The following is a 22,813-nucleotide window of genomic DNA, read 5'->3' as shown; positions in this document are numbered from 1 at the left end:
CGCAGCGCCCCTAGAACCCCAGCTTGCGCAACTGCTTCGGATCCCGCTGCCAGTCCTTCGCGACCTTGACGTGCAGATCGAGGAAGACCGGCGTCCCCAGCAAGGCCTCGATCTGCTTGCGGGACTTGATGCCGACCTCCTTCAGGCGCTTGCCCTTGGGGCCGATGATGATGCCCTTCTGGCTGGGGCGCTCGATGTAGACGAAGGCGTGGATGTCGAGGAGCGGCTTGTCGGCGGGGCGGTCCTCGCGGGGGAGCATCTCCTCGACCACGACGGCGATGGAGTGCGGCAGCTCGTCGCGGACGCCCTCCAGGGCCGCCTCGCGGATCAGCTCCGCGATCATGACCTGCTCGGGCTCGTCGGTGAGGTCGCCCTCCGGGTAGAGGGCGGGGCCCTCCGGCAGGAGCGGCACGAGCAGGTCGGCCAGCAGGCTCACCTGCTGGTCCTTGACCGCCGACACCGGCACGATCTCCGCCCACTCGAAGCCGAGCTCCTTGCCGAGCTGGTCGATGGCGATCAGCTGCTCGGCGAGCGCCTTGGAGTCGACGAGGTCCGTCTTGGTGACGATGGCGACCTTCGGGGTCTTCTTGATCGCCGCCAGCTCCTTGGCGATGAAGCGGTCACCGGGACCGATCTTCTCGTTCGCCGGAAGACAGAAGCCGATCACATCGACCTCGGCCCAGGTGGTACGCACGACGTCGTTGAGCCGCTGCCCCAGCAGCGTCCGCGGCTTGTGCAGACCGGGGGTGTCCACCAGGATCAGCTGGGCGTCCGGACGGTGCACGATTCCCCGTACCGTGTGCCGGGTCGTCTGCGGCTGGTTGGCGGTGATCGCCACCTTCTGCCCGACCAGAGCGTTCGTGAGGGTGGACTTGCCCGCGTTGGGGCGGCCGACGAAGCAGGCGAAGCCGGCCCTGTGGCGGGCCTCGGCCGGTTCTTCGGAGGACTGGGTACGAGCGCTCATGCCGCCCATTCTCCCTGATCCACAGAGCCCCGCCGCACAGGAGTCCACCCCGGCCCCCGCCGGTGAGCTTCCGGAAACCCCCGCGCAATGAAACGCCCCCGAAACACATCGGTACACATCCGGAAACGCTCACCGGTGAATCTCTGACGAACCCCACCCCGTTGGAGACGACACGTGACGACCGTGACCCTCGCCGCGCAGGGCCTCGACACCGGCGACACCGCCTGGCTGCTCGCCGCCACCGCCCTCGTCCTGCTGATGACGCCGGGCCTGGCCCTGTTCTACGGCGGCATGGTCCGCACGAAGAGCGTCCTCAACATGCTGATGATGAGCTTTGTGTCGATCGCCCTGGTCACCGTCGTGTGGCTGGCCGCCGGCTACTCCCTCGCGTTCGGCGAGGACGCGGGCGCCGGACTCATCGGCGGACTCGACCACCTCGGCATGGCGGGCATCGGCCCGGACAGCGTCCAGGGCACGGTCCCCACCCTCCTGTTCGCCACCTTCCAGCTCACCTTCGCGATCATCACGGCCGCCCTGATCAGCGGCGCCATTGCCGACCGCGCGAAGTTCGGCGCATGGCTGGTCTTCGTCCCCGTGTGGGCGCTGCTCGTATACGTTCCGGTCGCGCACTGGACCTGGGGCCCGGGTGGCTGGATCCTCAACCGCCTCGGCGCCCTGGATTTCGCGGGCGGACTCCCCGTCGAGATCACCTCCGGCGCCTCCGGTCTCGCGCTCTGCCTGGTGCTCGGCCCGCGGCTGGGCTTCAAGAAGGACGCCATGCGTCCGCACAACCTGCCCATGGTCATGCTGGGCGCCGGTCTGCTCTGGTTCGGCTGGTTCGGCTTCAACGCGGGCTCGGCCCTGGGAGCCAATGGACTGGCCGCCGCGGCCTTCCTCAACACCCTCGCCGCCGGCTGTACCGGCCTGCTGGGCTGGCTCTTCGTGGAGCAGAAGCGCGACGGTCACCCCACGACCCTGGGCGCCGCGTCCGGCGCGGTCGCGGGCCTGGTCGCCATCACCCCGTCCTGCGGCTCGGTCTCCCTGCTCGGCGCCCTGGTCATCGGCCTCACCGCCGGCCTCGTCTGCTCCTACGCCGTGAGCTGGAAGTTCAAGCTGAACTACGACGACTCCCTGGACGTAGTGGGTGTCCACCTGGTCGGCGGTGTCATCGGCACGGTCCTGATCGGCGTCTTCGCCGTCTCCGAGATGACCGGCGGCACCGAGGGCCTCCTGTACGGCGGCGGACTCACGCAGCTCGGCAAGCAGCTGGTGGCCGTGGCCGCCGTCGGGACGTACGCCTTCGCCGTCACCTACGGCATCGCCAAGCTCATCGACAAGACGCTGGGCCTGCGTGCGAGCGAGGAGCAGGAGCAGACCGGCCTGGACCTTACGGTGCACGCCGAGACCGCATACGATCACGGCGTCCTGGGCCACGGCGCCCCGGTCGGCTCCTCCGCCCACTTCCCCCAGAAGGCCAAGGCATGAAGCTCATCACCGCGATCGTCAAGCCCTACCGTCTCGACGAGGTGAAGTCGGCGCTCCAGGAGCTCGGCGTGCACGGTCTGACCGTGACCGAGGCGAGCGGCTACGGCCGGCAGCGCGGCCACACCGAGGTGTACCGCGGCGCCGAGTACCAGGTCGACCTGGTACCCAAGGTCCGTATCGAGGTGGTCGTGGAGGACGCCGACTCCGACGCCGTGATCGACGCGATCGTGAAGGCCGCGCACACCGGCAAGATCGGCGACGGCAAGGTCTGGGCGCTGCCCGTCGAGACCGTCGTGCGGGTCCGGACGGGCGAGCGCGGCCCCGACGCGCTCTGAGGAGCCGCGCTCACCCTGGGATCAGAAGACGAACGGGCCCGGGGACTGCGGCGCCGTCGCCGTGCAGGTGATGGTGATGCCGAAGACGGTCATCGTGAGCGAGCCGCCGTAGGCCTCCAGGCTGTCGCCGGAGGCCACGGTGCCGGGCAGCGGGCCGACCTGGACCGGGTCGCCGGCGTCCATCGCCGGGTTCTCGGTGGCGGTGAAGACGGTGGTGCCGCCGCCCGCCTTCACCAGGGTGAGGGTGGACGCGATGGAGTCCTCGCCGAGTCCGATCGGCGCGGTGATCGCGGAGGAGTCGACGGTGATGGTGGCGGCCGTGCCGTCCTGGGTGGCCGTCAGGGTGGCCGCGCCGCCGCCGAAGCTGCCGCAGTCGGCGTCGATCGTGGCCGAGGTGGGGGTGACGGCCGCGGCGGTGGGCGCGAGGACGAGTCCGGTCAGGGCGAGCGTGCCGGCCGCGAGTGCCGCACCGGTGCCCAAGCGTGTGCCTCTCATGGGGTTCTGGATCCCTTCGGGTGTGGGGGGACCGACGGCCCGCCCTCGGCAGGCGGGTGCGGACACACTGCGGGAGGGCCGAATCTGACGGTCCGTCGGAACTTACGTTCCCATTGATGCGCGAGAGACGAACCCCGGCAAGGATGAATTCCGGACTACTCCGCCGGGACGGTCCGCCGCACGGCGCCGTCGGCCCCGGCGAGCAGTACCGGCGTCCCGGCCCCGCCCAGGTCCCGTACGGCCGCGAGGTCCTCGGGCGCCGCGCTCTCCGCCTCGCTCACGACCGCAGCCGCCTCCAGCGACTTCGCCCCGGACGCCACGGCCATCGCCACCGCCGTCCTGAGCGCGCTCAGCTTCAGCGAGTCCAGGTCCACGGTCCCGGCGACATACGTACGTCCCGTCTCGTCGCGTACGGCCGCACCCTCGGGCACGCCGTTGCGGGCCCGCGCGGAACGGGCCAGGGTGACGATCTTGCGGTCCTCGGGGTCAAGCGCGTTGCTCTCGGTCATGCCCTGAGCATACGAAGTGGCCGTCAGGGCCGGTCCAGGCGGAGGCGTTCGGCGCGCGGAAGTCCGGCGACGACGAGGTCGTAGGAGTCCTCGATGAGTTCGCGGACGAGGCGGTCGGGGAGGTCTCCGTCGAGCGTGACGGTGTTCCAGTGGCGCTTGTTCATGTGATAGCCGGGGGTGATGAGGCTGGGGTTCTCGCTCCGGAGCCGGACGGCGTCCTCCGGGTCGCACTTGAGGTTGGCCTTCAGAGGGCTCGCATCGATCCAGCTCAGCGCGAACATCTTGCCGAGCACCTTGAAGACCGAGATCTCCGGCGCGAAGGGAAAGTCTTCCTCCGCCGCGTTGAACGACAGGCAGAAGGCCCGCAGCTCCTGGGAGTTCACTCCTCTTCCGCCCCTTCCTTCGTGGCGCCCACCGGCTCCACCAGCACGGTCACGATCTTGTTCCGGCGTCCTGCCGCGGCCTCCGCCGTCAGCCGCAGCTCCCGCTCGTCGGGCAGCTCCACGACGGCCGAGGCACCGGCGATCGGGACGCGGCCGAGCGCCTTCGCGAGCAGGCCGCCGACGGTCTCCACGTCCTCGTCGTCGTACTCGTCGAGGCCGTACAGCTCGCCGAGGTCGGTGATGTCCAGGCGGGAGGTGACCCGGTAGCGGTCCTCGCCCAGCTCCTCCACCGGCGGCAGTTCACGGTCGTACTCGTCGGTGATCTCGCCGACGATCTCCTCCAGGATGTCCTCGATGGTGACGATGCCGGCGGTGCCGCCGTACTCGTCGATGACGACGGCGACGTGATTGCGGTCCTGCTGCATCTCGCGCAGCAGATCGCCGGCGTTCTTGGTGTCGGGCACGAAGGCGGCGGGCCGCATCGCGGTCGACACCAGCTCGCTCTCCGCGTCCCGGCTGATGTGCGTCTTGCGGGCGAGGTCCTTCAGATACACCATCCCGACGATGTCGTCCTCGCTCTCCCCGGTGACCGGGATGCGCGAGAAGCCGGACCTGAGCGCGAGGGTCAGGGCCTGGCGGATGGTCTTGTAGCGCTCGATGACGACCAGGTCGGTGCGCGGGACCATGACCTCGCGCACGAGGGTGTCGCCGAGTTCGAAGACGGAGTGCACCATCCGGCGCTCCTCGTCCTCGATGAGCGAGTCCTTCTCGGCGAGGTCGACCAGCGCGCGCAGCTCGGCCTCGGAGGCGAAGGGGCCGCGGCGGAAGCCCTTGCCGGGGGTGAGGGCGTTGCCGATGAGGATCAGCAGGGACGGGATCGGGCCCATGATCCGGGCGAGCGGCAGCAGGACGTACGCCGCCGCCGTCGCGGTGTTGAGCGGGTGCTGGCGGCCGATGGTCCGGGGGGAGACGCCGACGGCGACGTACGACACCAGGACCATCACCGCTATCGCGACCAGGAGCGCCTGGGTGGTGCTGTCGAACTCCTGGAGGCAGGCGTAGGTGACGAGCGCCGCGGCGGCCATCTCGCAGGCCACGCGGACCAGCAGCGCCACGTTCAGATAGCGCGTCGGGTCGGCGGCGACCTGCGCGAGCTTCGCGCTGCCGCGCCGCCCCGACCGTACGGCTTCCTCGGCGCGGAAGCTGGAGACGCGCGCCAGGCCCGCCTCCGCGCAGGCGGCGAGCCAGGCGATCACGACCAGCAGGATCGCGCCGAGGACGAGTTGCGGACTCATGACACGGTCGGCGCCGGGGAGGGGCCGGTGTGGCCCTTCTCCGCGCGCCAGCCGTCCACGATGGCCGCCTGCAGTCCGAACATCTCGGCCTTCTCGTCCGGCTCCTCGTGGTCGTAACCGAGCAGGTGCAGCACGCCATGGACGGTGAGCAGCTGGAGCTCCTCGTCCATGGAGTGCTGCGTCGGCGCTTCCTCACCCTGCTTCTTGGCGACCTCGGGGCAGAGCACGATGTCGCCGAGCAGGCCCTGCGGGGGCTCGTCGTCGTCCTTGGACGGCGGCCGGAGCTCGTCCATCGGAAAGGACATGACATCCGTGGGCCCGGGCAGGTCCATCCACTGGATGTGCAGCTGCTCCATGGCATCGGCGTCCACGACGATCACCGAGAGCTCGGAGAGCGGGTGGATGCGCATCCGTGCGAGCGCGTAGCGGGCGATGTCGAGGATCGCCTGCTCGTCGACCTCGGTTCCGGACTCGTTGTTGACGTCGATCGACATGGTGCTGGACTGTCTACTTCCGCTTGTTGCGGCCGCCCTTGTGGGTGCCGTTCTCCGTGCCGTGGTGGCTGTCGTACTTCTCGTACGCGTCGACGATACGGCCGACGAGCTTGTGCCGGACGACATCGTGCGACGTGAGCCGGGCGAAGTGGACGTCGTCCAGGCCCTCCAGGATCTCCTGGACCTGACGCAGGCCGGACTTCGTGCCGGTCGGCAGGTCGACCTGAGTGACGTCACCCGTGACGACGACCTTCGAGTCGAAGCCGAGCCTCGTCAGGAACATCTTCATCTGCTCGGCGCTCGTGTTCTGGGCCTCGTCCAGGATGATGAAGGCGTCGTTGAGGGTGTTGTGCGTCAGCAGGTAGTCCTGTGTGACGTAAAGGGAGTCCTCCGCGGCTACCTGGATGCACACGGTCTCCTCACGGCCCGCGGGCTCGATGCTGTCGATGAAGCGCATCGGGCGTCCGCCGCCTCCGGCCGCGTGGTACTTGTCGCGCTTGCGGGCGAGGCGGGAGGGTTCGATGCCTTCGGGGAGGCGGATGTCGACGACGTGGCTGTCGTAGCGATGGGCCGCCAGAGCTGTCCCCTGCTTGCGGTCTTCGGCAAGACGACGGCGTGTATAGGCGACGCCACCGAGCGACTGGACCAACGCGACGATGTCGTCACGCAGGAGGATCGACGCGGTCGAGAACTGGACCCGGCATGTGCGGTCCTTCTGCTTGACCGGTCCACCGTCGGAATCAAGCAGACCTTGGAGAACGGCCAGCCGTACCTCGGCAGAGTTGTACAGGTAGTCGTCCGGGACGAACTTGGTGTGCGAGCGAGTGCGCAGGAGATCCAGTTCACGCAGAACGCGCGTGCCGGGATTCTCCAGGCTGATCACATCGCCGGGAGACTTGATCCGGTTGAGAACGTAGTCGGGTCCGCCCTTGTGCCGCACCGTGACACCGGGCAGGGCGGCCTCCAGGGCCCCCGCCAACTCGCGATCCTCCGTCGAGAAGGACGGCGTGGTGGAACCCGTGAGGCAACCATCGCCCAGCAGCAGTCCCAGCGCGTACGGATCCATGGGAACCTCACGCTCGGGGAAGCTGACCGGTGCCGTGAGCATCGGCAGCTCGTACCGGCGATAGTGCGCCGCCCGCAGGTTGCCGATCATCTCCTGGGTCTCGAGAACCCGCCACGGCTTGTCGCGACGCTTGTCGTCACGCGTTCTCACCGTCCACAGGTGCTCGCCACAGCACAGGGTCCAGGAGCCGTCCTGCGCGGTGACACGGTAAATGTCCCTCTCGCCCTGTGGGTAGACGCCAAGAACCGGCGTCGGCTCGCCGTTCGAGCCGATGACCAGGTCACCGACCTGGAGATCACCGATGGGGCGCCAACCATCCGGAGTGAGGACGTTCGTGAAGATCGGTTGGCTGCGCCCACGCATATACGCCAGCGGAGCCACCTCGATCGTCCCCGCCGCCATCAGCCGCGGAATCGAGTCCGGGTCCAGCATGTCGTGCAGCGCGTCGTACAGCGGCCGCAGATACGGGTCGATCTTCTCGTAGAGGGTGCCCGGCAGGAAGCCGAGCCGCTCGCCGGCCTCGACCGCGGGCCGGGTCAGGATGATGCGGTTGACCTGCTTGGACTGCAGGGCCTGCACCGCCTTGGCCATGGCGAGGTAGGTCTTGCCGGTACCGGCGGGACCGATGCCGAAGACGATCGTGTGCTTGTCGATCGCGTCGACGTACCGCTTCTGGTTCAGGGTCTTCGGGCGGATCGTGCGTCCGCGCGAGGAGAGGATGTTCTGGGTGAGCACCTCGGCCGGGGTCTCTGGTGACCCCTCGCCGTTCTCGCTCGCCCGGAGCATGGCGATCGAGCGTTCCACTGCGTCCTCCGTCATCGGCTGTCCGGTGCGGAGCACCAGCATCATCTCGTCGAACAGGCGCTGGACAAGAGCGACTTCACCGGCGTCGCCGACCGCGCTGATCTCATTGCCCCGGACATGGATGTCGACCGCCGGGAAGGCCTTCTCAATCACACGCAGGAGGGAGTCGCCGGACCCCAGCACGGTCACCATGGGGTGCTGGGCGGGGACGGTGAACTCTGCTCTCGCCTGCCCCTGCGCGGGTGTGTGAGCTGTGGGTGTCTGAGTCATGGGCCGGCTCGTAGGCCTTGCTCGTCCTCCTCGAAACGGTGCGTCCGCCACAGGGGCGGCCTGGCGATTTCCAGGGTACGCCGCACGACGGACAAGCCCGTAGGCCTTTTCGACCCGGGTGCCTCAGGCCGACCGTCCGAAGCCGATCGTCGGGACCGCGCGGCGCAGCGGCCAGGGGCGGGCCAGTTCCATGGGGACCAGGTCCGCGAGGAAGGCGTAGCGGCGCAGCGCCGCCGGGTCCTGGTCGTCGTAGGACTGGATCCTGCGCCACCAGGCGCCGATCTCGGCCCAGCCGGGGGCCGAGAGGGAGCCGCCGAACTCCTGGACGGAGAGGGCCGCGGTGAGGCCCGCGAAGGCGAGGCGGTCGGCGAGCGGCCAGTCGGCGAGGGTGCCGGTGACGAAGCCCGCGACGAAGACGTCCCCGGCGCCGGTGGGGTCGAGGGCCTCCACGGCGATGGCCGGCACCTCGGCGGTCTCCCCGGTCCGCCCGTCGACGGCGTACGCGCCCTCGGCGCCGAGGGTGACCACCGCCAGCGGCACGTGCCGCGTCAGTCTGTGCGCCGCCTCGCGCGGGCAGTTGGCGCCGGTGTAGCGCATGGCCTCCTCGGCGTTCGGCAGGAACGCCTCGCAGTACTGGAGGTCGGCGAGCCCGGCGAGGTCCCAGGCGCCGGTCTCGTCCCAGCCGACGTCGGCGAAGATCCGGGTGCCCTTCGCGGCGGCCTGGGCGATCCAGGGCGCCCGCTTGCCCGGCTCCAGGGAGGCGACGGCGGCACGCGCGCGTGGGGGGCAGTCGGGGGCGGGTTCCTCCGGGGGCGGCTCGTGGCCGTGCGAGACCATGGTGCGCTCGCCCTCGTAGGCCATGGACACGGTCACCGAGGAGTGCCAGCCGGGGACCGTGCGCGACGGGGTGAGGTCGATGCCCTCGCCCTGCTCCAGGGCGTCCCAGCAGTACTCGCCGTAGTGGTCGTCGCCGAAGGCCGCGGCGAGGGAGGTCTTCAGGCCGAGGCGGGCCAGCGCGGTCGCCATGTTGGCGACGCCGCCGGGGCTCGACCCCATGCCGCGCGCCCAGGACTCGGTCCCGCGCACCGGGGCGGAGTCGAGCCCGGTGAAGATGATGTCGAGGAAGACGGGACCCGTGAGGTAGACGTCCCAGGGGGGATCGGCGGGCGTGCGCAGCGCGGCCAGGGGGTCGACCTGGACCGGACACTGCGGCACCCCGGTGACGGAGGAATTGGGTCCCTTTCCGGTGGACGCGGCGGACGCGATCACGGTGCGCTCCCTGACGTGGTGCGGATCAGGCCAGTGTGCACCACGCCACTGACAACACGCCGCCGCTCACTCCGGGACCGTCCGTCGCGTCAGACCACCGCAGGTCCCGGACGTACCACTCCAGGGGACAGGATCCGGTTACCAGCGAGGCACGCTCGGTGTGACCCACCCAGGTTCGGCCACGCGCATGGCCGCCGCGTCGTCCCGTTCGCGCAGGCTGCCGTCGTCGTCCAGCCACCGCTGGTGCAGGAACCGCAGCTTGTCGTGGTCGAGTTCGACGCCGAGGCCGGGGGCGTCGGAGACGGTGACTTTGCCGTCCTCGAAGGCCAGCCGCTCGGTGAGCACGTCCTCCGACTGCCACGGGTAGTGGGAGTCGCAGGCGTGGTGGAGGCCCGGGACGGTGGACGCCACGTGGGTCATCGCGGCCAGGGAGATGCCCAGATGGGTGTTGGAGTGCATGGACACCCCAACGCCGAAGGTGCGGCAGATCGCGGCGAGGTGCTGGGTGTTGCGCAGCCCGCCCCAGTAGTGGTGGTCGGAGAGCACGACCTGCACGGCGTCCCGGACGAAGGCCTCCTTGATCTCCGCGAAGGTCGTCACGCACATGTTGGTGGCGAGCGGCACGTCGGTCCCGGCGGACACCTCGGCCATCGCCGGCGTGCCGAGCGCGGGATCCTCCAGGTACTCCAGGACGTCCCCCAGCTCCTTCGCCACCTTCAGCGAGGTCTCCACCGACCAGGCGCCGTTGGGGTCAAGACGCAGCGGATGCCCGGGAAAGGCCTCCGCGAGCGCCCGTACGGCCGCGATCTCCTCGTCCGGAGGGAACACCCCGCCCTTGAGCTTGAACGAGGTGAACCCGTACCTCTCCTTGAACTTCCGTGCCTGCTCGACGACTCCGGCCGGGTCCAGGGCGGCTCCCCAGTCGTCCGCCTCGCCCGCCGGATGGGCGGCCCACTTGTAGAACAGGTAGGCGCTGTACTCGACCGCGTCGCGCACCTTGCCTCCGAGCAGCGCGTGCACGGGCTGCCCGAGCGCCTTGCCGAGCGCGTCCAGACAGGCCACCTCGAAGCCGGAGACCACGGAGAGCCGCAGCTTGTCGGCGGTCTGGACGCCACGCAGACCGCCGACGTCGACCTGTCCGGAGACCTGGGAGCGGTCGACGGCGACCTCGTCGGCGATGGTGAACAGGCCGTTGAGGTCGCTCACCCGGCGGCCGATGAGCTTCTCGGCGAAGGGCCGTGCCGGCTCCAGATACTTCGTGTCGCCGTAGGTCTCCCCCACCCCGGTGATCCCGTCGGCGGTCACGACCTCCACGATCAGCCGGGGGGTGTAGGGCTGGTGGACGCCCTGGGTGTTCAGCAGGGGCGGGTCGGCGACGAGGATCGGGGTCAGCCGGACGTCCGTGACGGTGAGGTTCACAGGGCGGCTCCTACGAGGTCGAGGCCGGTGGTGAGCAGGGCTTTCAGGTCGGCCAGGTCGGCGTCCGAGGGATCGGTGAGCGGGGCGCGCACCGGCCCCACCGGCCGGCCCCGCAGTCGCGCCGCCGCCTTCACCAGCGACACCGCGTATCCGGGCACCCGGTCGCGGAGTTCGACCAGCGGGACGTAGAAGTCGCGCAGCAGCCGCTCCGCCGTCTTGTCGTCGCCGTCGCGCAGGGCGGCGAAGAAGGCGTTGGCGAGTTCGGGCGCGAAGGCGTGGACGGCGGAGGAGTAGGCGGGGACGCCTACGGTGGCGTAGGCGCGGGCCTGGATCTCGGCGGTGGCGGCGCCGTTGAAGAACAGGAAGCCCTCGGGGGCGGCGAGGGTGAGGCGCTGGAGGCGGTCGAGGTCGCTGTGGCCGTCCTTGAGCCCGATGACGTTCGGGAGGGCGGCGATCCGCCGCAACGAGTCGGCGGTGAAGGCGACTTGACCGCGCTGGTAGACGATCAGCGGCAGCCGGGTGCCCGCGGCGATGTGCTCCACCTGCCGGACGAGCCCCTCCTGCGGGGCCGCGACCAGATAGTGCGGCAGCACGAGCAGGGCGTCGGCGCCCGCCTCCTCGGCGATCCGCGCGAACCGTACGGCCTGCGCCCAGCCGTAGCCGATGCCCGCGACGACGGGCAGCCGCCCGCCGGCCTCCTGCACCGTGACGGTGACGACCGTCCGGTACTCGTCCTCGTCCAGTGAGAAGAACTCACCGGTGCCGCAGGCGGGGAAGACCGCGCCGGGGCCGGTGGCCATGCCGCCCGCCACCTGGGCGCGGAAGCCCTCGGGGTCGAGGGAGCCGTCGTCGTGGAAGCTCGTCAGCGGGAACGACAGCACCCCGCCCGCCATCCCGTCCCGCAGTCGCCGCACCACGGCCGTATGGGTATCGAGGGCCACCGTCATCCATCTCCCTATGCAGACGTGATCCACGTATGTAGATGAAGGTTAGATACGCGAACAACGGGCCGTCAATGGCACGGCCCGCCCGGATTACGATCGGCGCATGCCAGAGTCAGGGGGCGTCCGCGAAGTGAAATCGGCCGCGCGCACGGTCGAACTGCTGGAACTCCTCGCCGCCCGCGGCGACCGCCCGGCCCGGCTGCAGGAACTGGCGGACGCGCTGGACGTCCCGCGCAGCTCCATGTACGCGCTGCTCCAGACCCTGATCTCGCGCGGCTGGGTCCGCACGGACGTCACCGGCTCCCTCTACGGCATCGGCATCCACGCCCTGCTGACCGGCACCGGCTACCTCGACTCCGACCCCCGGGTGCGCACCGTGCGCCCGTATCTCGACGAGGCGTCCGAGGCGCTGGGCGAGACCATCCACATGGGGCGTCTGGACGGGCGGGACGTGGCGTACCTGGCGACGCGCGAGTCGCACGAGTACCTGCGCACGATCAGCCGCGTGGGCCGCCGGCTGCCCGCGCACGTGGGCGCGCTCGGCAAGGCGCTGCTGGCGGAGCGCCCGGACGCGGAGCTGCCCGGGGGGCCGTACGAGGCGCTCACCCCCAACACCCGCACCGGCCGGGAGTCCTTGACGGCCGATCTCGCGGAGACCCGCGCCCGCGGCTACTCCATCGACCGCGAGGAGGGCGTCACGGGCATCGTCGGCTTCGGCTTCGCGCTGCGCTACGACACCCCCGCCCAGGACGCCATCAGCTGCTCGGTGCCGGTGGCGCGGCTGACGCCCGGGCACGAGGAGCGGATCGTCGCGGTGATGCGGGAGATCCGGGCGAAGATCGAGTCGGTGGTGCCGTCGGGAGGCGGCTCGGTGGACTGGCGTTAGCGGCCCCGGCGCGGGACCTTGTGACTTTCGCGACCGGGGAGATCGCGTGGAACGCGCTCTACCCGATCGTGCTGTCGTACGTCATCGGTCTCGCCGCGTCTCTGGACGGGCGGGGGCGGTGGGCGGTCCTGGTCGGGTCGGCCTCCTCGTTGGGGACCGCGGCGGGGCCGTTGACCGGGAGTGTGCTCTCGGCGCAGGCGGGGTTTCCGGTGATGGGGGCGGTGCTGGCGGTGGGGTTGCTGGTGGTCGCCGTACCGATGACCGCGGTTGCTCTCCGGGCGGGCAGGACGACTTTTCCTGTGGTGGAGATCTCGGTCGAGGAGCGCGCCTACGAGACTGCGACTGCTGCCTGAGGCGCGGGTGCGGGTGCGTTGGGGCTGGTCGCGCCCACGCGGCGGAGCCGCATATCGATACAGCCCCGGGCCCCTGTGGGAGTTTTAGAACTCGTACGTTTCTACCTCGGCCAAGTACCTTGCCCGTCGGTCCTCGTCGTGGTCCAGGAAGCTCGCCTCGAAGGAGTTGCGGGCCAGTTCGCGCAGCCGTTCCTCGGTCAGGCCCAGCGTCTCGCGTACCGCGTCGAAGTTGTCGCCCGCGTAGCCGCCGAAGTACGCCGGGTCGTCGGAGTTGACCGTGCACAGGAGGCCGGCGTCGAGCATCGCGGGGAGCGGGTGGTCGGCCAGGGTGTCGACCGTGCGCAGGCGGACGTTGGACAGCGGGCAGAGCGTCAGCGGGACCCGGTCGCGGACGAGCCGTTCGACCAGCTCCGGGGATTCCATGCAGCGCAGCCCGTGGTCGACGCGCTCCACGCCGAGGACGTCCAGGGCCTCGGTGATGTACTCCGGCGGCCCCTCCTCACCGGCGTGCGCCACGCGGCGCAGACCGAGGGCGGCCGCGGCCTCGTACACCTCGCGGAACTTCACCGGCGGATGCCCGGCCTCGGCGGAGTCCAGGCCGACGCCGACGATCCGGTCGAGGTACGGCTTGGCGGCCTCCAGGGTCGCCATGGCCGACTCCGCGGACTCGTCGCGCAGGAAGCACAGGATGAGCTGCGTGGAGATGCCGTGGTTCGCCTCGCTGCGCTCCAGCGCGCGGGAGAGCCCCTCGACGACCGTGCCCATGGACAGCCCCCGCGCCAGGTGGGCCTGCGGGTCGAAGAAGATCTCCGCGTGCCGCACGCCCTGCGCGGCGGCGCGGGCGAGATAGGCGTTGGCCAGGTCCTCGAAGTCCCGCTCGGTGCGCAGCACCGCCATGAGCTCGTAGTACAGGTTCAGAAAGGACTGGAGGTCCTCGAACTGGTACGCCTTGCGCAGCTCGTCGGTGTCCGCGTACGGCAGCTTCGAGCCGTTGCGGGCGGCCAGCTCGAAGGCCAGCTCCGGCTCCAGGGTGCCTTCGATGTGGAGGTGCAGTTCAGCTTTGGGGAGGGGCATCACCGCATCGTACGGCTGTTTTATCTGCGCTTCGGAAGCGGCACCCGCAGCAGATCGTGTGCCACCGTCAGCTCACCCTCGAACCCCGCCGCCCGCGCCTGCCGTTCGAACTCGTCGGGCTCGGAGTAGCGCTGGCTGAAGTGCGTCAGCACCAGATGCCGTACGCCCGCGTCCCGCGCCACCCGTGCCGCCTGCCCCGCGGTGAGGTGGCCGTGCTCGACGGCGAGGTCGGTGTCCTCGTCGAGGAAGGTCGACTCGATGACGAGCAGATCGCAGCCGTCAGCGAGGGCGTGCACGCCGTCGCACAGCCGGGTGTCCATGACGAACGCGAACCGCTGACCGCGGCGCACCTCGCTGACCTCGTCGAGCCGGACGTCCCCGAGGACGCCCTCGCGCTGGATCCGGCCCACGTCCGGGCCCTTGATGCCGTGCGCGGCGAGCCGGTCGGGCAGCATACGGATGCCGTCGGGCTCGATGAGGCGATAGCCGTAGGACTCGACGGGGTGGGAGAGCTTGCGGGCCTCCAGCGTGTAGGCGGGTGCCTCGGCGAGAACTCCGTCTTGCGCCACCGGCGCCTGCTGGATGTCGACCGTTTCCCGGTACGCGGTCGCGTACCGCAGCCGGTCGAAGAAGCGCTGGCCCGACTGCGGGTAGTGCGCGGTCACCTCGTGCGGGACCTTGTCGAGGTTGATCCGCTGAATGACGCCGGCGAGGCCGAGCGAGTGGTCGCCGTGGAAGTGCGTGACGCAGATCCGGTTCAGGTCGTGCGCGGCGACCCCGGCGCGCAGCATCTGGCGCTGCGTGCCCTCGCCGGGATCGAAGAGGATGCCCTCCCCGTCCCAGCGCAGGAGGTAGCCGTTGTGGTTGCGGTGCCTGGTCGGCACCTGGCTTGCGGTCCCGAGGACCACGAGTTCGCGTACGGACATCTCTGGTCAGCCGGGGGGCCACTGCATGCCGCGGCCGCCGAGGACGTGGGCGTGGGCGTGGAAGACGGTCTGGCCGGCGCCCGCGCCGGTGTTGAAGACGACTCGGTAGGAGTCGAGCTTCTGCTCGTCGGCCACCTCTTTGGTCGCTCGGAGTACGTCGGCGGCCAGTTCCGGGGCGGCGGTGGCCAGTTCTGCCGCGTTTTCGTAGTGCGCCTTGGGGATCACCAGGATGTGGACCGGGGCCTGGGGGTTGATGTCCTGGAACGCGACGGTGGTCTCTGTCTCGCGGACGATCGTCGCGGGGACGTGGCCCTCTGCGATCTTGCAGAACAGGCAGTCGTCCTGCGTTTCTCCAGCCATGCGGGTCCCTCCGGGGGTGCGCCTGTTGTCTCGGGGGGCATCGTATCGTCGGCGAGTGCGGGCAATTGGTGGCTGGTCGCGCAGTTCCCCGCGCCCCTCAGGTGGGAACAGTCGGCGGTGTTTTTGCCGGATGCTCCTCCAGATTCTCCATTGCTATCCGTACCGCCTCGTCCAACTGGGCGTCCCTGCCCGCCGCGTAGTCCTGTGGCCGCTGCACCACCTCCACGTCCGGGTCCACCCCGTGGTTCTCCACCCCCCAGCCCGAACCCTCCAGCCACATCGCGTACTTCGGCTGGGTGACGAGGGTGCCGTCGACGAGTCGGTAGCGGCTGTCGATGCCGATCACCCCGCCCCACGTGCGCGTGCCGACCACCGGGCCGATGCCCAGCGCCTTGACCGCCGCGTTGACGATGTCGCCGTCCGAGCCGGAGAACTCGTCGGCCACGGCGACGACCGGACCGCGCGGCGCGTCCTCCGGGTAGCTGTAGGGGCGCATGCCCCTCGGGACGCTCCAGCCGACGATGCGGCGGGCCAGTTTCTCCACGATCAGCTGGGAGGTGTGGCCGCCCCGGTTCTCGCGGATGTCCACGATCAGGCCCTCGCGGGCCACCTCGACACGCAGGTCCCGGTGGATCTGTGCCCAGCCCGGCGCCTGCATGTCGGGCACATGGAGGTAGCCGAGGCGTCCGCCGCTCCGCTCGTGGACGTACGCCCGCCGGCCGGCCACCCAGTCGTGGTAGCGCAGGGGCTCCTCGTCCGCCACGGGGACCACGACCGCGTGCCTCGGCTCGCCGCCGCCCGCCGGGGACACCGTCAGTTCGACCGGTCTGCCGGCCGTGCCCACGAGCAGCGGGCCCGGGCCGGTCACCGGGTCCACCGGTACGCCGCCCACCGCGACGATCGCGTCCCCGGCCCGTACCGCCACCCCGGGTGCCGCCAGCGGGGCGCGGGCGTGGGGGTCGGAGGTCTCCGAGGGGAGGATGCGGTCGATGCGCCAAGTGCCGTCCTCGCGGCGGGAGATGTCCGCGCCGAGCAGGCCCTGCCGGGGGCCGCCGCCGGAGCCGCCGCGCGGGATGACGTACGCGTGGGAGGTGCCGAGTTCGCCCTGGACCTCGTAGAGGAGGTCGACCAGGTCGTCGTGGGTGGCCACGCGGTCCAGGACCGGGCGGTAGCGGTCGAGCGCCCCCGCCCAGTCCACGCCGCTCATGTCGGGGCGCCAGAAGTGGTCCCGCATGATGCGGCCGGTCTCCTCGTACATCTGCCGCCACTCGGCCGCCGGGTCGATCATGTGGCGTACCCGGCCGAGGTCGACGGTGATGTTGGAGTCGCTGTCCTCGTCGCCGGAGGCCCGCCGGTCGCTGGGGACGACCTTCAGCCGGCCGTCGGTCCACAGCAGCACCCGCTTGCCGTCGCCGCTGACCTCGAAGTGGTCGGCGTCGTCGGCCAGATGCTCCACGCGCTGCTGGACCAGGTCGTAGCGCTCCAGCTCGGACTTGGGATCCGGGGCGTCCGGGGTGGCCCTGGACGCGCCGAGTTCGCCGGTGACGGGGTGGCGCAGCCACAGGACGCCGTCCTTGGCGGCGCGCAGGTGGGTGTAGCGGGCGGCCTCGACCGGGAAGGGCACGATCCGGTCGGCGAGCCCTTCGAGGTCGATGCGGGTGGTCGGGGTGCCCTCGCTGTCGGGCGTCTCGTCCTTGTCGGGGGCGTCGAAGGGGCGCCCGTGCCGCTGCGGTCCGAACGGCGAGGGGGTCGTGGCGGCCAGCGTGATCAGGTACGGGCGGGAGCCGGCCACGAAGGCCAGGTCGAAGACGTGCTCGTCGTAGACCGGGTCGAAGGAGCGGGCCGAGAGGAAGGCCAGGTGCTTGCCGTCCTGGGTGAAGGCGGGGGCGTAGTCCTGGAAGCGCAGGGGGGTCGCCTCCGTGACCGACAGGTCCGTCGTGTTGGCCAGGCGCAGCTGGCTCAGCGGGGTCGGGCCGGGGTGCGACCACGCCAGCCATGCCGAGTCCGGTGAGAAGACAAGCCCGGACACGTCTCCGTCCTCGCTGCGGTCCACCTCGCGGACCTCGCCGGTCTCCCGCTCGACGAGCAGCACCCGTCCGTCGTGCGAGGCGACGGCGGCCCGGCTGCCGTCGGGGGCCACCACGAGGCCGAGGACCCGGCCGAGCTGTCCGGCGGCGAGGCGGCGCGGGGTCGCGCCCGGGGCGAGGCCGGTGGCCGGGGCGAACTCCAGGGCGTCGTCGCCCTCGGCGTCGGTCACCCACACCGCCCACTCCTCGCCCTCCACGCGGAAGGTGCGGGGCTTGCGGGCCCGTACGCCGGGTTCGGCGGCGAGCGCGCGGGCCGGTCCGGAGCGGTGGGTGACCCAGTGGACGGAGCCGCGCACCAGGACGGCGCTGCCGCGCGCGGTGTGGTCGGGGGCGGCGGCGCCGAACCAGCGGGCGGCGCTGACCGGGTGCGGGCGGCGGTCGGTGCGCTGACCGCCGAGCCGGATGTCGAGGCGGCGCGGTTCGGCGCCGTCCAGGTCGTCGAGCAGCCAGAGTTCACCGGCCGAGGCATAGACGATCCGGGTGCCGTCACCGGCGGCGTGGCGGGCGTAGAAGCCTCCCCCACTCTCGGCTTCGCTCGACCGGGAGGTGCCCCCACCGGGGGTGTGGCGGCGCAGGTCGGAGCCGTCGGCGAGGGAGGAGTAGAGCGCGCCCACGCCTTCGTGGTCGCTGAGGAAGGCGATGCGGTCACCGGCCCAGACGGGGTACTCGATGTTCCCGTCCAGCTCCTCGTGCAGCCGGACGAACTCGCCCTCGCCCTCCCGGTCGATCCACAACTTGCCGACCCGGCCGCCCCGGTAGCGCTTCCAGTGGGCCGCCTCCAGGCTCATGGTCGCGGACAGCAGCACGGTGTGCGGCCCGTGGGCCACGTCCCCGACGATCCCGTACGGCAGGGTCGTCGCCGGTCCGCCGTCGAGCGGGACGGCGTGCGCCCAGGTGCGGTCCCGGCTCGCCTGGCCGCGGTTGCTGATCGCGAGGACGTGTCCGTCGGGCGTCCAGCCCCGCACCCGGGTCCGGGCGCCCCAGTGCGTCAGGCGGGTGGACGGGCCGCCGGTCACCGGGGCGGTGTGCACCTCGGGGGCGCCGTCCCGGCTGGAGCTCCAGGCGACGGTGGTGCCGTCGGGCGAGATACGCGGCAGGGAGACCGGCATGTTGTCGGCGCTGACCCGCCAGGCCCGGCCGCCGTCCAAGGGGGCGAGCCAGACGTCGTCCTCGGCGGTGAAGGCGACCAACTCGCCGTGCGGATGCGGGTACCGGAGATACGCGGCAGGCTGAGTCACCCGATCACCCTACGCAGACGCGTGACCTCGGGTAAGGGGTTTCCGATCACTTGCTCACTTGCCCTCGGGCCAGCACTGCGGATTCTCCTTGCACCACAGCGTCTTGGTGACGGTCACGGTGACGGTGGGCTGCCCCGGCTGCGCTCCGCCGCTCGGCGGTGAGACCGGCGACGGCGTGCCGTCGCAGTCGCCGAGTCCGTTGACCTCGAACCACACCTTGCCCGCCACCTTCGCGGTGAGGTGGCCCCGGACGCACTTGCCGTCCATGGCCCGCGTGACGATGCCGTCGACGCTGATGTCCTTGCCGTCCTTGGTCTTGCCGGTGCAGTCCACCTCGGCGACGGTCTGCTCGCCCGCGCTCGGCGTCGACCCGTCGCCGTTGCCGCCGTAGGAGGCGGTGCAGGTGAGCCACTGGACGTCCGCCTTCTGGCGCTCCAGTTCCCGGGTCGCCGTCTGGTCGGTGGTCCACGCTATGGACGCGGTGCTCATGCCCACGGCGTCGCAGGCGACGGCGCCGCCGACGGCGAGCACCACCAGCCCCGCCGCACCCGCCACTCGTGCCCCGCGCGGGCGAACCCAAATCCGCCTCAATACCCCCATGGGCGGCAGCCTGCCACTGTCCGGGCCGCCACGGTAGAGCGCATACGGTCACTCAGCACTCCCGCACGTCACGATCGAGTGCCGTCCAACTGCCGTTGTACCGGAGGACCGTTGCCACCCCCGCGGATCCGCTCTCCCCGCCTCCTGCCCGGGCCACGCACCCCGGACGACGCCCCGCCGGACCCGGCGGCGTCGCCGGACCCCGCCGCCGGACCGCCCGCGCCGCCGCGCCGGCGCCGGGTGCGGATGCTCGTCGACGTGGTCGACCAGCCCGACGAAGTGGCGTACGTGACCGCCCTGTTCGAGGAGCGGGGCTGGGCCGGCGTCCGGCGGAGGAGTCGACCGTCGCGCACCGGACCACACTCGTCGTCGAGGTCCGGCTGCACGGGGCCCGTCTGGGCGCGCTGCGCACGGCCACGATGGAGGTGGAACGGCTCGTCAGGCAGGCCGAGTTGGGTGCGTGGGTGAGGGACGCGGCCCTCGTCGGACACGAACGCCCCGCCCGGACGACGTACTACCTGCACCGCGCGCTGCCGACGCTCGGCCGCGTGTGGATCTGGCTGGGTGGCGCGGACGAACAGCGGGCCGTGACCGTACCGGCGGGCCCGCGCTCCCGGGAGGCGGCGGAGGCCGAACTGGCCGCACGCACTCTGGGCGGCCGCCCCTTCGACCCGGCGGCGCACGCGTTGCGGGTGCCCGGCCACTCGGACGCCGACCCGCCGCGCTACGAGACCCCGCACGAGCGCCGGGTCCGTCTGGTGTGGCTGTGGGCGGCCGCGGCGGGCCTGCTCCTCGCGATCGTCTGCGGGATGTACGTCGTCTGGGCCGAGGGCACCTGGAAGCTGCTGCCCCTGCTGCTGAGCCCGGCGGGGGCGCTGCCGCTGGGCCGCACGCTGAAGGAGACACGGACGCGCGGCCGCGGGTTCCAGTGGGTGTCCGCAGTCGCGGGTACCACGGCCCTGGCGGGCTTCGGGGCGCTGCTGGGCCGGGGCACCGAGCCCGGGCAACTGCGGGCGGGCGTCCTGCTGCTCGCCCTCGGACTGTTCACCGGCGCCGGTGTGGTGCTCGCGGTGCGCCGCACCTTCTTCACCCGGCACGCGGCCTGGCTGGTGCCGCTGTCGGTACCGGTGCTGTGGTCGATGGTGGGCTGGCTGGGCGGGCAGATGCACGCCGCGTACCTGGACCGCTTCGGCATCCGCGCGGACGCGGTGCCCACCTCCAGCCTCGGCCGGTATATGGCGGCCGCCGAGCCCATGGGACTCGCCCTGGGCAGCACCGTGTTCTTCGTGGCGGTCATCGGCTGGCGGCGCCACTTCCATCTGCCCGCCCCGCGCCCGGAGACCAGGAGGTGCCAGCCGAGCAGCAGCTGCCACTCCCTGGAAGTCGAGCGCAGGCGGCCCCCTGCCGGTCCGTACCGTGCGAGGTACCGAGCGCCACTCCACAAAGCGGCGCACCGAACAGGTGACCGGCGTCAGCCCCAGCGACCCGTACGGCCGAGGAGCAGGGCGGCCGCCGCGGTTCCGGCGGTCGAGGTGCGCAGCACGGTGGGCCCGAGGACGTACGGCCGCGCCCCGGCCTCCTCGAACAGCGCCAACTCCTCGGGAGACACACCCCCTTCCGGCCCGACGACCAGCACGATCTCACCCTCCGCGGGCAGTTCGGCGGCAGCCAGCGGCTCGGTCCCGCTCTCATGGAGTACGGCGGCGAAGTCGGCCTTCGCGAGCAGTGCCGCGATCTGCTTGGAGGTCGCCGCGTCCGCGACCTCGGGGAAGCGGACCCGCCGGGACTGCTTGCCGGCCTCGCGCGCGGTGGCCCGCCACTTGCCGAGCGCCTTCAGTCCGCGCTCGCCCTTCCACTGCGTGATGCAACGGGACGCCGACCACGGCACGATCCCGTCGACCCCGACCTCGGTCATCGTCTCGACGGCCAGCTCACCCCGGTCGCCCTTGGGCAGGGCCTGGACGACGGTGATGCGGGGCCGCGGCTCGGGTTCCTCGGCGACCGAGTCCACTCGGACGGTCAGCCGGTCCTTGCCCTCGGTCTCCAGCACCACGCACTCCGCCCAGCGCCCGGCGCCGTCCGTGAGGACGACGTCCTCGCCGGGGCGCAGCCGCTTCACGGAGACCGCGTGCCGGCCCTCGGCGCCGTCGAGGACGTACCGTCCGCCCTGGCTCGCGTCGAGGCGCTCGACCACGAACACCGGTGCCGTCATCGTCCCGCACCGCCTTCCTGACCCTCCGACAACGCTGTCCTGGCGGCGGCGAGTTCGGCCGCCAGCACCTCCACCAGCTGCCCCGCGGGCAGCTCCCGGGCCATCCGGTGGCCCTGTCCCGCCCACAGCGCCATGCCCTGCGCGTCGCCCGCCTTGGCGGCCGCCTTGCGCAGCGGTGAGGTGAGGTGGTGGATCTCCGGGTAGGCGGCGGGGGCGTACGGGCCGTGCTCGCGCATGAAGCGGTTGACGAGCCCGCGCGCGGGGCGTCCTGAGAAGGCCCGCGTCGACTCCGTGCGGGCGAACAGGGGGTTGGTCAGGGCCTGCTTGTGGACGGCGTTGGCGCCGGACTCGGGGGTGGCGAGGAAGGCGGTGCCGAGCTGGGCGGCGCTCGCGCCCGCGGCGAGGACGGCGGCGATCTGGCTGCCGCGCATGATGCCGCCGGCGGCGACGACCGGAATGCTGACGGTCTCCCGGACCTGGGCGATGAGCGACAGCAGCCCGATGCCCGTCCCGTCGGTCTCGGGGTTGTCGCGATGGGTGCCCTGGTGCCCGCCGGCTTCGACGCCCTGCGCGATCACCGCGTCGGCACCGGCCCGCTCGACGGCGAGGGCTTCCTCGGCGGTGGTGGCGGTGACAAGGGTGAGGGTTCCGGCCCGGCGGAGGGAGTCCAGCACGTCACGGCTCGGCACGCCGAAGTGGAAGGAGACCACCGGTACCGGGTTGTCGAGCAGGACGGCGAGCTTGGCCTCGTAGCCGTCGTCACGGCCGCTGTCGGGGTCCCCGAGCTCGGTCTCGTACCAGCCGGCCTCCCCGGCCAGCTGATGGGCGTAGACGTCGATGGCCGCCACGTCGGCGTACTCCGGCTGCGGCATGAAGAGATTCACGCCGAACGGGCGGCCCGTGAGCCCCCGCAGCTGCTTGATCTCCTGGTACATGCCGTCGGCGGTCTTGTACCCGGCGGCGAGAAACCCCAGCCCACCGGCCTCGGCCACGGCAGCGGCAAGCGTCGGCACGGAGACACCGCCCGCCATGGGGGCCTGCACGATCGGAAGGGGAAAAAGATCGGTCAGCGCGGAGGACATGACGGCATGTTGTCACGTCCTCCGAACAAGTCCGAATCCACCCTCCGGGTGGCATAGACCAGAGGCAGCGGCGGGCCTCAGCGACCGTTGAACGCGTCCTTCAGCCGCGAGAACAGGCCCAGCTGACCGGACTGACCGTGCCTGCCCGGGGGCCGACCCCCGAACCCCCAGCAGTCCGCCCAACTCGCCTCAGCGACCGTTGAACGCGTCCTTCAGCCGCGAGAACAGGCCCAGCTGACCGGACTGACCGTGCCTGCCCGGGG

At 71.4% G+C, this 22,813-nt stretch carries 21 protein-coding genes and 1 pseudogene; 4 read left to right on the top strand and 18 right to left on the bottom strand.

Going from position 1 to position 22,813, the window contains the following annotated elements; all coding sequences use genetic code 11:
* Positions 1 to 10: 10 nt before the first annotated feature.
* Positions 11 to 973, bottom strand: coding sequence for a GTPase Era (gene era / locus RMT89_RS36625; RefSeq protein WP_315888082.1), 963 nt, complete (start codon positions 971 to 973; stop codon positions 11 to 13).
* A gap of 174 nt (positions 974 to 1,147) precedes the next feature.
* On the opposite strand from era, the gene RMT89_RS36620 reads away from it, so the two are divergent.
* A complete protein-coding gene (locus RMT89_RS36620) occupies positions 1,148 to 2,449 on the top strand; it encodes an ammonium transporter (RefSeq protein ID WP_315888084.1) in 1,302 nt (433 codons plus the stop codon).
* Positions 2,446 to 2,784 carry a P-II family nitrogen regulator gene (locus tag RMT89_RS36615; protein WP_315888081.1) on the top strand — a complete coding sequence of 113 codons (339 nt, stop codon included), beginning with the start codon at positions 2,446 to 2,448 and terminating at the stop codon, positions 2,782 to 2,784. Before RMT89_RS36620 ends, RMT89_RS36615 begins: the two co-directional genes overlap by 4 nt.
* A gap of 21 nt (positions 2,785 to 2,805) precedes the next feature.
* Here RMT89_RS36615 and RMT89_RS36610 read toward each other — a convergent pair whose 3' ends face one another.
* From RMT89_RS36610 to RMT89_RS36570, 9 genes are all read right to left on the bottom strand, one after another.
* Positions 2,806 to 3,279 (bottom strand): hypothetical protein, encoded by a 474-nt coding sequence (locus tag RMT89_RS36610; RefSeq protein ID WP_315888080.1) that lies wholly within the window; start codon positions 3,277 to 3,279, stop codon positions 2,806 to 2,808.
* Positions 3,280 to 3,434: 155 nt separating this feature from the next.
* Entirely contained in the window at positions 3,435 to 3,788 is a 354-nt protein-coding gene (locus tag RMT89_RS36605) for a cytidine deaminase (RefSeq protein WP_315888079.1), read from the bottom strand.
* Positions 3,789 to 3,811: 23 nt separating this feature from the next.
* Positions 3,812 to 4,171 carry an MmcQ/YjbR family DNA-binding protein gene (locus RMT89_RS36600; protein WP_315888078.1) on the bottom strand — a complete coding sequence of 120 codons (360 nt, stop codon included), beginning with the start codon at positions 4,169 to 4,171 and terminating at the stop codon, positions 3,812 to 3,814.
* Positions 4,168 to 5,466, bottom strand: coding sequence for a hemolysin family protein (locus tag RMT89_RS36595; RefSeq protein WP_315888077.1), 1,299 nt, complete (start codon positions 5,464 to 5,466; stop codon positions 4,168 to 4,170). Before RMT89_RS36595 ends, RMT89_RS36600 begins: the two co-directional genes overlap by 4 nt.
* A complete protein-coding gene (ybeY, locus tag RMT89_RS36590) occupies positions 5,463 to 5,960 on the bottom strand; it encodes an rRNA maturation RNase YbeY (RefSeq protein ID WP_315888076.1) in 498 nt (165 codons plus the stop codon). The genes RMT89_RS36595 and ybeY overlap by 4 nt, the downstream gene beginning before the upstream one ends.
* A gap of 13 nt (positions 5,961 to 5,973) precedes the next feature.
* Positions 5,974 to 8,100 (bottom strand): PhoH family protein, encoded by a 2,127-nt coding sequence (locus tag RMT89_RS36585; protein ID WP_315888075.1) that lies wholly within the window; start codon positions 8,098 to 8,100, stop codon positions 5,974 to 5,976.
* Between the two features lie 123 nt (positions 8,101 to 8,223).
* On the bottom strand, positions 8,224 to 9,369 hold the full coding sequence (locus RMT89_RS36580; RefSeq protein WP_399498637.1) for a carbohydrate kinase family protein: 1,146 nt from the start codon (positions 9,367 to 9,369) through the stop codon (positions 8,224 to 8,226).
* 138 nt (positions 9,370 to 9,507) lie between these two features.
* Positions 9,508 to 10,788: a glucarate dehydratase family protein gene (locus RMT89_RS36575; RefSeq protein WP_315888074.1), complete on the bottom strand. Its 1,281-nt coding sequence runs from the start codon at positions 10,786 to 10,788 to the stop codon at positions 9,508 to 9,510.
* Complete coding sequence (locus tag RMT89_RS36570) at positions 10,785 to 11,735, bottom strand: 5-dehydro-4-deoxyglucarate dehydratase (RefSeq protein ID WP_315888073.1); 951 nt, start codon at positions 11,733 to 11,735, stop codon at positions 10,785 to 10,787. The genes RMT89_RS36575 and RMT89_RS36570 overlap by 4 nt, the downstream gene beginning before the upstream one ends.
* A gap of 100 nt (positions 11,736 to 11,835) precedes the next feature.
* On the opposite strand from RMT89_RS36570, the gene RMT89_RS36565 reads away from it, so the two are divergent.
* The gene (locus RMT89_RS36565) at positions 11,836 to 12,618 is read left to right on the top strand and encodes an IclR family transcriptional regulator (RefSeq protein WP_315888072.1); all 783 of its coding nucleotides are present in this window, start codon (positions 11,836 to 11,838) and stop codon (positions 12,616 to 12,618) included.
* Positions 12,507 to 12,971, top strand: a pseudogene (locus tag RMT89_RS36560) (MFS transporter); the annotation flags it as partial. The gene RMT89_RS36565 and the pseudogene RMT89_RS36560, both read left to right, overlap by 112 nt.
* An 84-nt stretch (positions 12,972 to 13,055) precedes the next feature.
* Here the strand turns inward: RMT89_RS36560 and RMT89_RS36555 are convergent.
* The 8 genes from RMT89_RS36555 to RMT89_RS36520 form a co-directional block, all read right to left on the bottom strand.
* Positions 13,056 to 14,045: an adenosine deaminase gene (locus RMT89_RS36555; RefSeq protein ID WP_315888071.1), complete on the bottom strand. Its 990-nt coding sequence runs from the start codon at positions 14,043 to 14,045 to the stop codon at positions 13,056 to 13,058.
* Positions 14,046 to 14,065: 20 nt separating this feature from the next.
* Positions 14,066 to 14,971 carry a ribonuclease Z gene (locus RMT89_RS36550; RefSeq protein WP_315888070.1) on the bottom strand — a complete coding sequence of 302 codons (906 nt, stop codon included), beginning with the start codon at positions 14,969 to 14,971 and terminating at the stop codon, positions 14,066 to 14,068.
* Positions 14,972 to 14,977: 6 nt separating this feature from the next.
* The gene (locus tag RMT89_RS36545; RefSeq protein ID WP_315888069.1) at positions 14,978 to 15,331 is read right to left on the bottom strand and encodes a histidine triad nucleotide-binding protein; all 354 of its coding nucleotides are present in this window, start codon (positions 15,329 to 15,331) and stop codon (positions 14,978 to 14,980) included.
* 97 nt (positions 15,332 to 15,428) lie between these two features.
* On the bottom strand, positions 15,429 to 18,656 hold the full coding sequence (locus RMT89_RS36540) for a S41 family peptidase (RefSeq protein ID WP_315888068.1): 3,228 nt from the start codon (positions 18,654 to 18,656) through the stop codon (positions 15,429 to 15,431).
* 54 nt (positions 18,657 to 18,710) lie between these two features.
* Positions 18,711 to 19,256, bottom strand: coding sequence for a hypothetical protein (locus RMT89_RS36535; protein WP_315888067.1), 546 nt, complete (start codon positions 19,254 to 19,256; stop codon positions 18,711 to 18,713).
* Positions 19,257 to 19,980: 724 nt separating this feature from the next.
* Positions 19,981 to 20,553, bottom strand: a complete 573-nt coding sequence (locus RMT89_RS36530; protein WP_315888066.1) for a hypothetical protein — start codon at positions 20,551 to 20,553, stop codon at positions 19,981 to 19,983.
* Between the two features lie 174 nt (positions 20,554 to 20,727).
* The gene (locus tag RMT89_RS36525; RefSeq protein ID WP_315888065.1) at positions 20,728 to 21,468 is read right to left on the bottom strand and encodes a 16S rRNA (uracil(1498)-N(3))-methyltransferase; all 741 of its coding nucleotides are present in this window, start codon (positions 21,466 to 21,468) and stop codon (positions 20,728 to 20,730) included.
* Complete coding sequence (locus RMT89_RS36520) at positions 21,465 to 22,550, bottom strand: nitronate monooxygenase (RefSeq protein ID WP_315888064.1); 1,086 nt, start codon at positions 22,548 to 22,550, stop codon at positions 21,465 to 21,467. The genes RMT89_RS36525 and RMT89_RS36520 overlap by 4 nt, the downstream gene beginning before the upstream one ends.
* Between the last annotated feature and the right edge of the window lie 263 nt (positions 22,551 to 22,813).

It is taken from the genome of Streptomyces sp. P17, assembly GCF_032436805.1.
Lineage (GTDB): Bacteria > Actinomycetota > Actinomycetes > Streptomycetales > Streptomycetaceae > Streptomyces.
Note: the sequence above shows the minus strand (reverse complement) of the source record. Positions and strands in the feature narration are given on the sequence as shown.

What these genes read in the sequence shown, in the direction of transcription:
- RMT89_RS36555 (WP_315888071.1), bottom strand. Translation starts at nt 14,045, where the DNA reads ATGCCCCTCCCCAAAGCTGAACTGCACCTCCACATCGAAGGCACCCTG.
- RMT89_RS36595 (WP_315888077.1), bottom strand. Translation starts at nt 5,466, where the DNA reads ATGAGTCCGCAACTCGTCCTCGGCGCGATCCTGCTGGTCGTGATCGCC.
- RMT89_RS36585 (WP_315888075.1), bottom strand. Translation starts at nt 8,100, where the DNA reads ATGACTCAGACACCCACAGCTCACACACCCGCGCAGGGGCAGGCGAGA.
- RMT89_RS36545 (WP_315888069.1), bottom strand. Translation starts at nt 15,331, where the DNA reads ATGGCTGGAGAAACGCAGGACGACTGCCTGTTCTGCAAGATCGCAGAG.
- RMT89_RS36610 (WP_315888080.1), bottom strand. Translation starts at nt 3,279, where the DNA reads ATGAGAGGCACACGCTTGGGCACCGGTGCGGCACTCGCGGCCGGCACG.
- RMT89_RS36525 (WP_315888065.1), bottom strand. Translation starts at nt 21,468, where the DNA reads ATGACGGCACCGGTGTTCGTGGTCGAGCGCCTCGACGCGAGCCAGGGC.
- ybeY (WP_315888076.1), bottom strand. Translation starts at nt 5,960, where the DNA reads ATGTCGATCGACGTCAACAACGAGTCCGGAACCGAGGTCGACGAGCAG.
- RMT89_RS36535 (WP_315888067.1), bottom strand. Translation starts at nt 19,256, where the DNA reads ATGGGGGTATTGAGGCGGATTTGGGTTCGCCCGCGCGGGGCACGAGTG.
- RMT89_RS36530 (WP_315888066.1), bottom strand. Translation starts at nt 20,553, where the DNA reads ATGACCGCCACGAAGAACACGGTGCTGCCCAGGGCGAGTCCCATGGGC.
- RMT89_RS36520 (WP_315888064.1), bottom strand. Translation starts at nt 22,550, where the DNA reads ATGTCCTCCGCGCTGACCGATCTTTTTCCCCTTCCGATCGTGCAGGCC.
- RMT89_RS36550 (WP_315888070.1), bottom strand. Translation starts at nt 14,971, where the DNA reads ATGTCCGTACGCGAACTCGTGGTCCTCGGGACCGCAAGCCAGGTGCCG.
- RMT89_RS36570 (WP_315888073.1), bottom strand. Translation starts at nt 11,735, where the DNA reads ATGACGGTGGCCCTCGATACCCATACGGCCGTGGTGCGGCGACTGCGG.
- RMT89_RS36565 (WP_315888072.1), top strand. Translation starts at nt 11,836, where the DNA reads ATGCCAGAGTCAGGGGGCGTCCGCGAAGTGAAATCGGCCGCGCGCACG.
- RMT89_RS36615 (WP_315888081.1), top strand. Translation starts at nt 2,446, where the DNA reads ATGAAGCTCATCACCGCGATCGTCAAGCCCTACCGTCTCGACGAGGTG.
- RMT89_RS36605 (WP_315888079.1), bottom strand. Translation starts at nt 3,788, where the DNA reads ATGACCGAGAGCAACGCGCTTGACCCCGAGGACCGCAAGATCGTCACC.
- era (WP_315888082.1), bottom strand. Translation starts at nt 973, where the DNA reads ATGGGCGGCATGAGCGCTCGTACCCAGTCCTCCGAAGAACCGGCCGAG.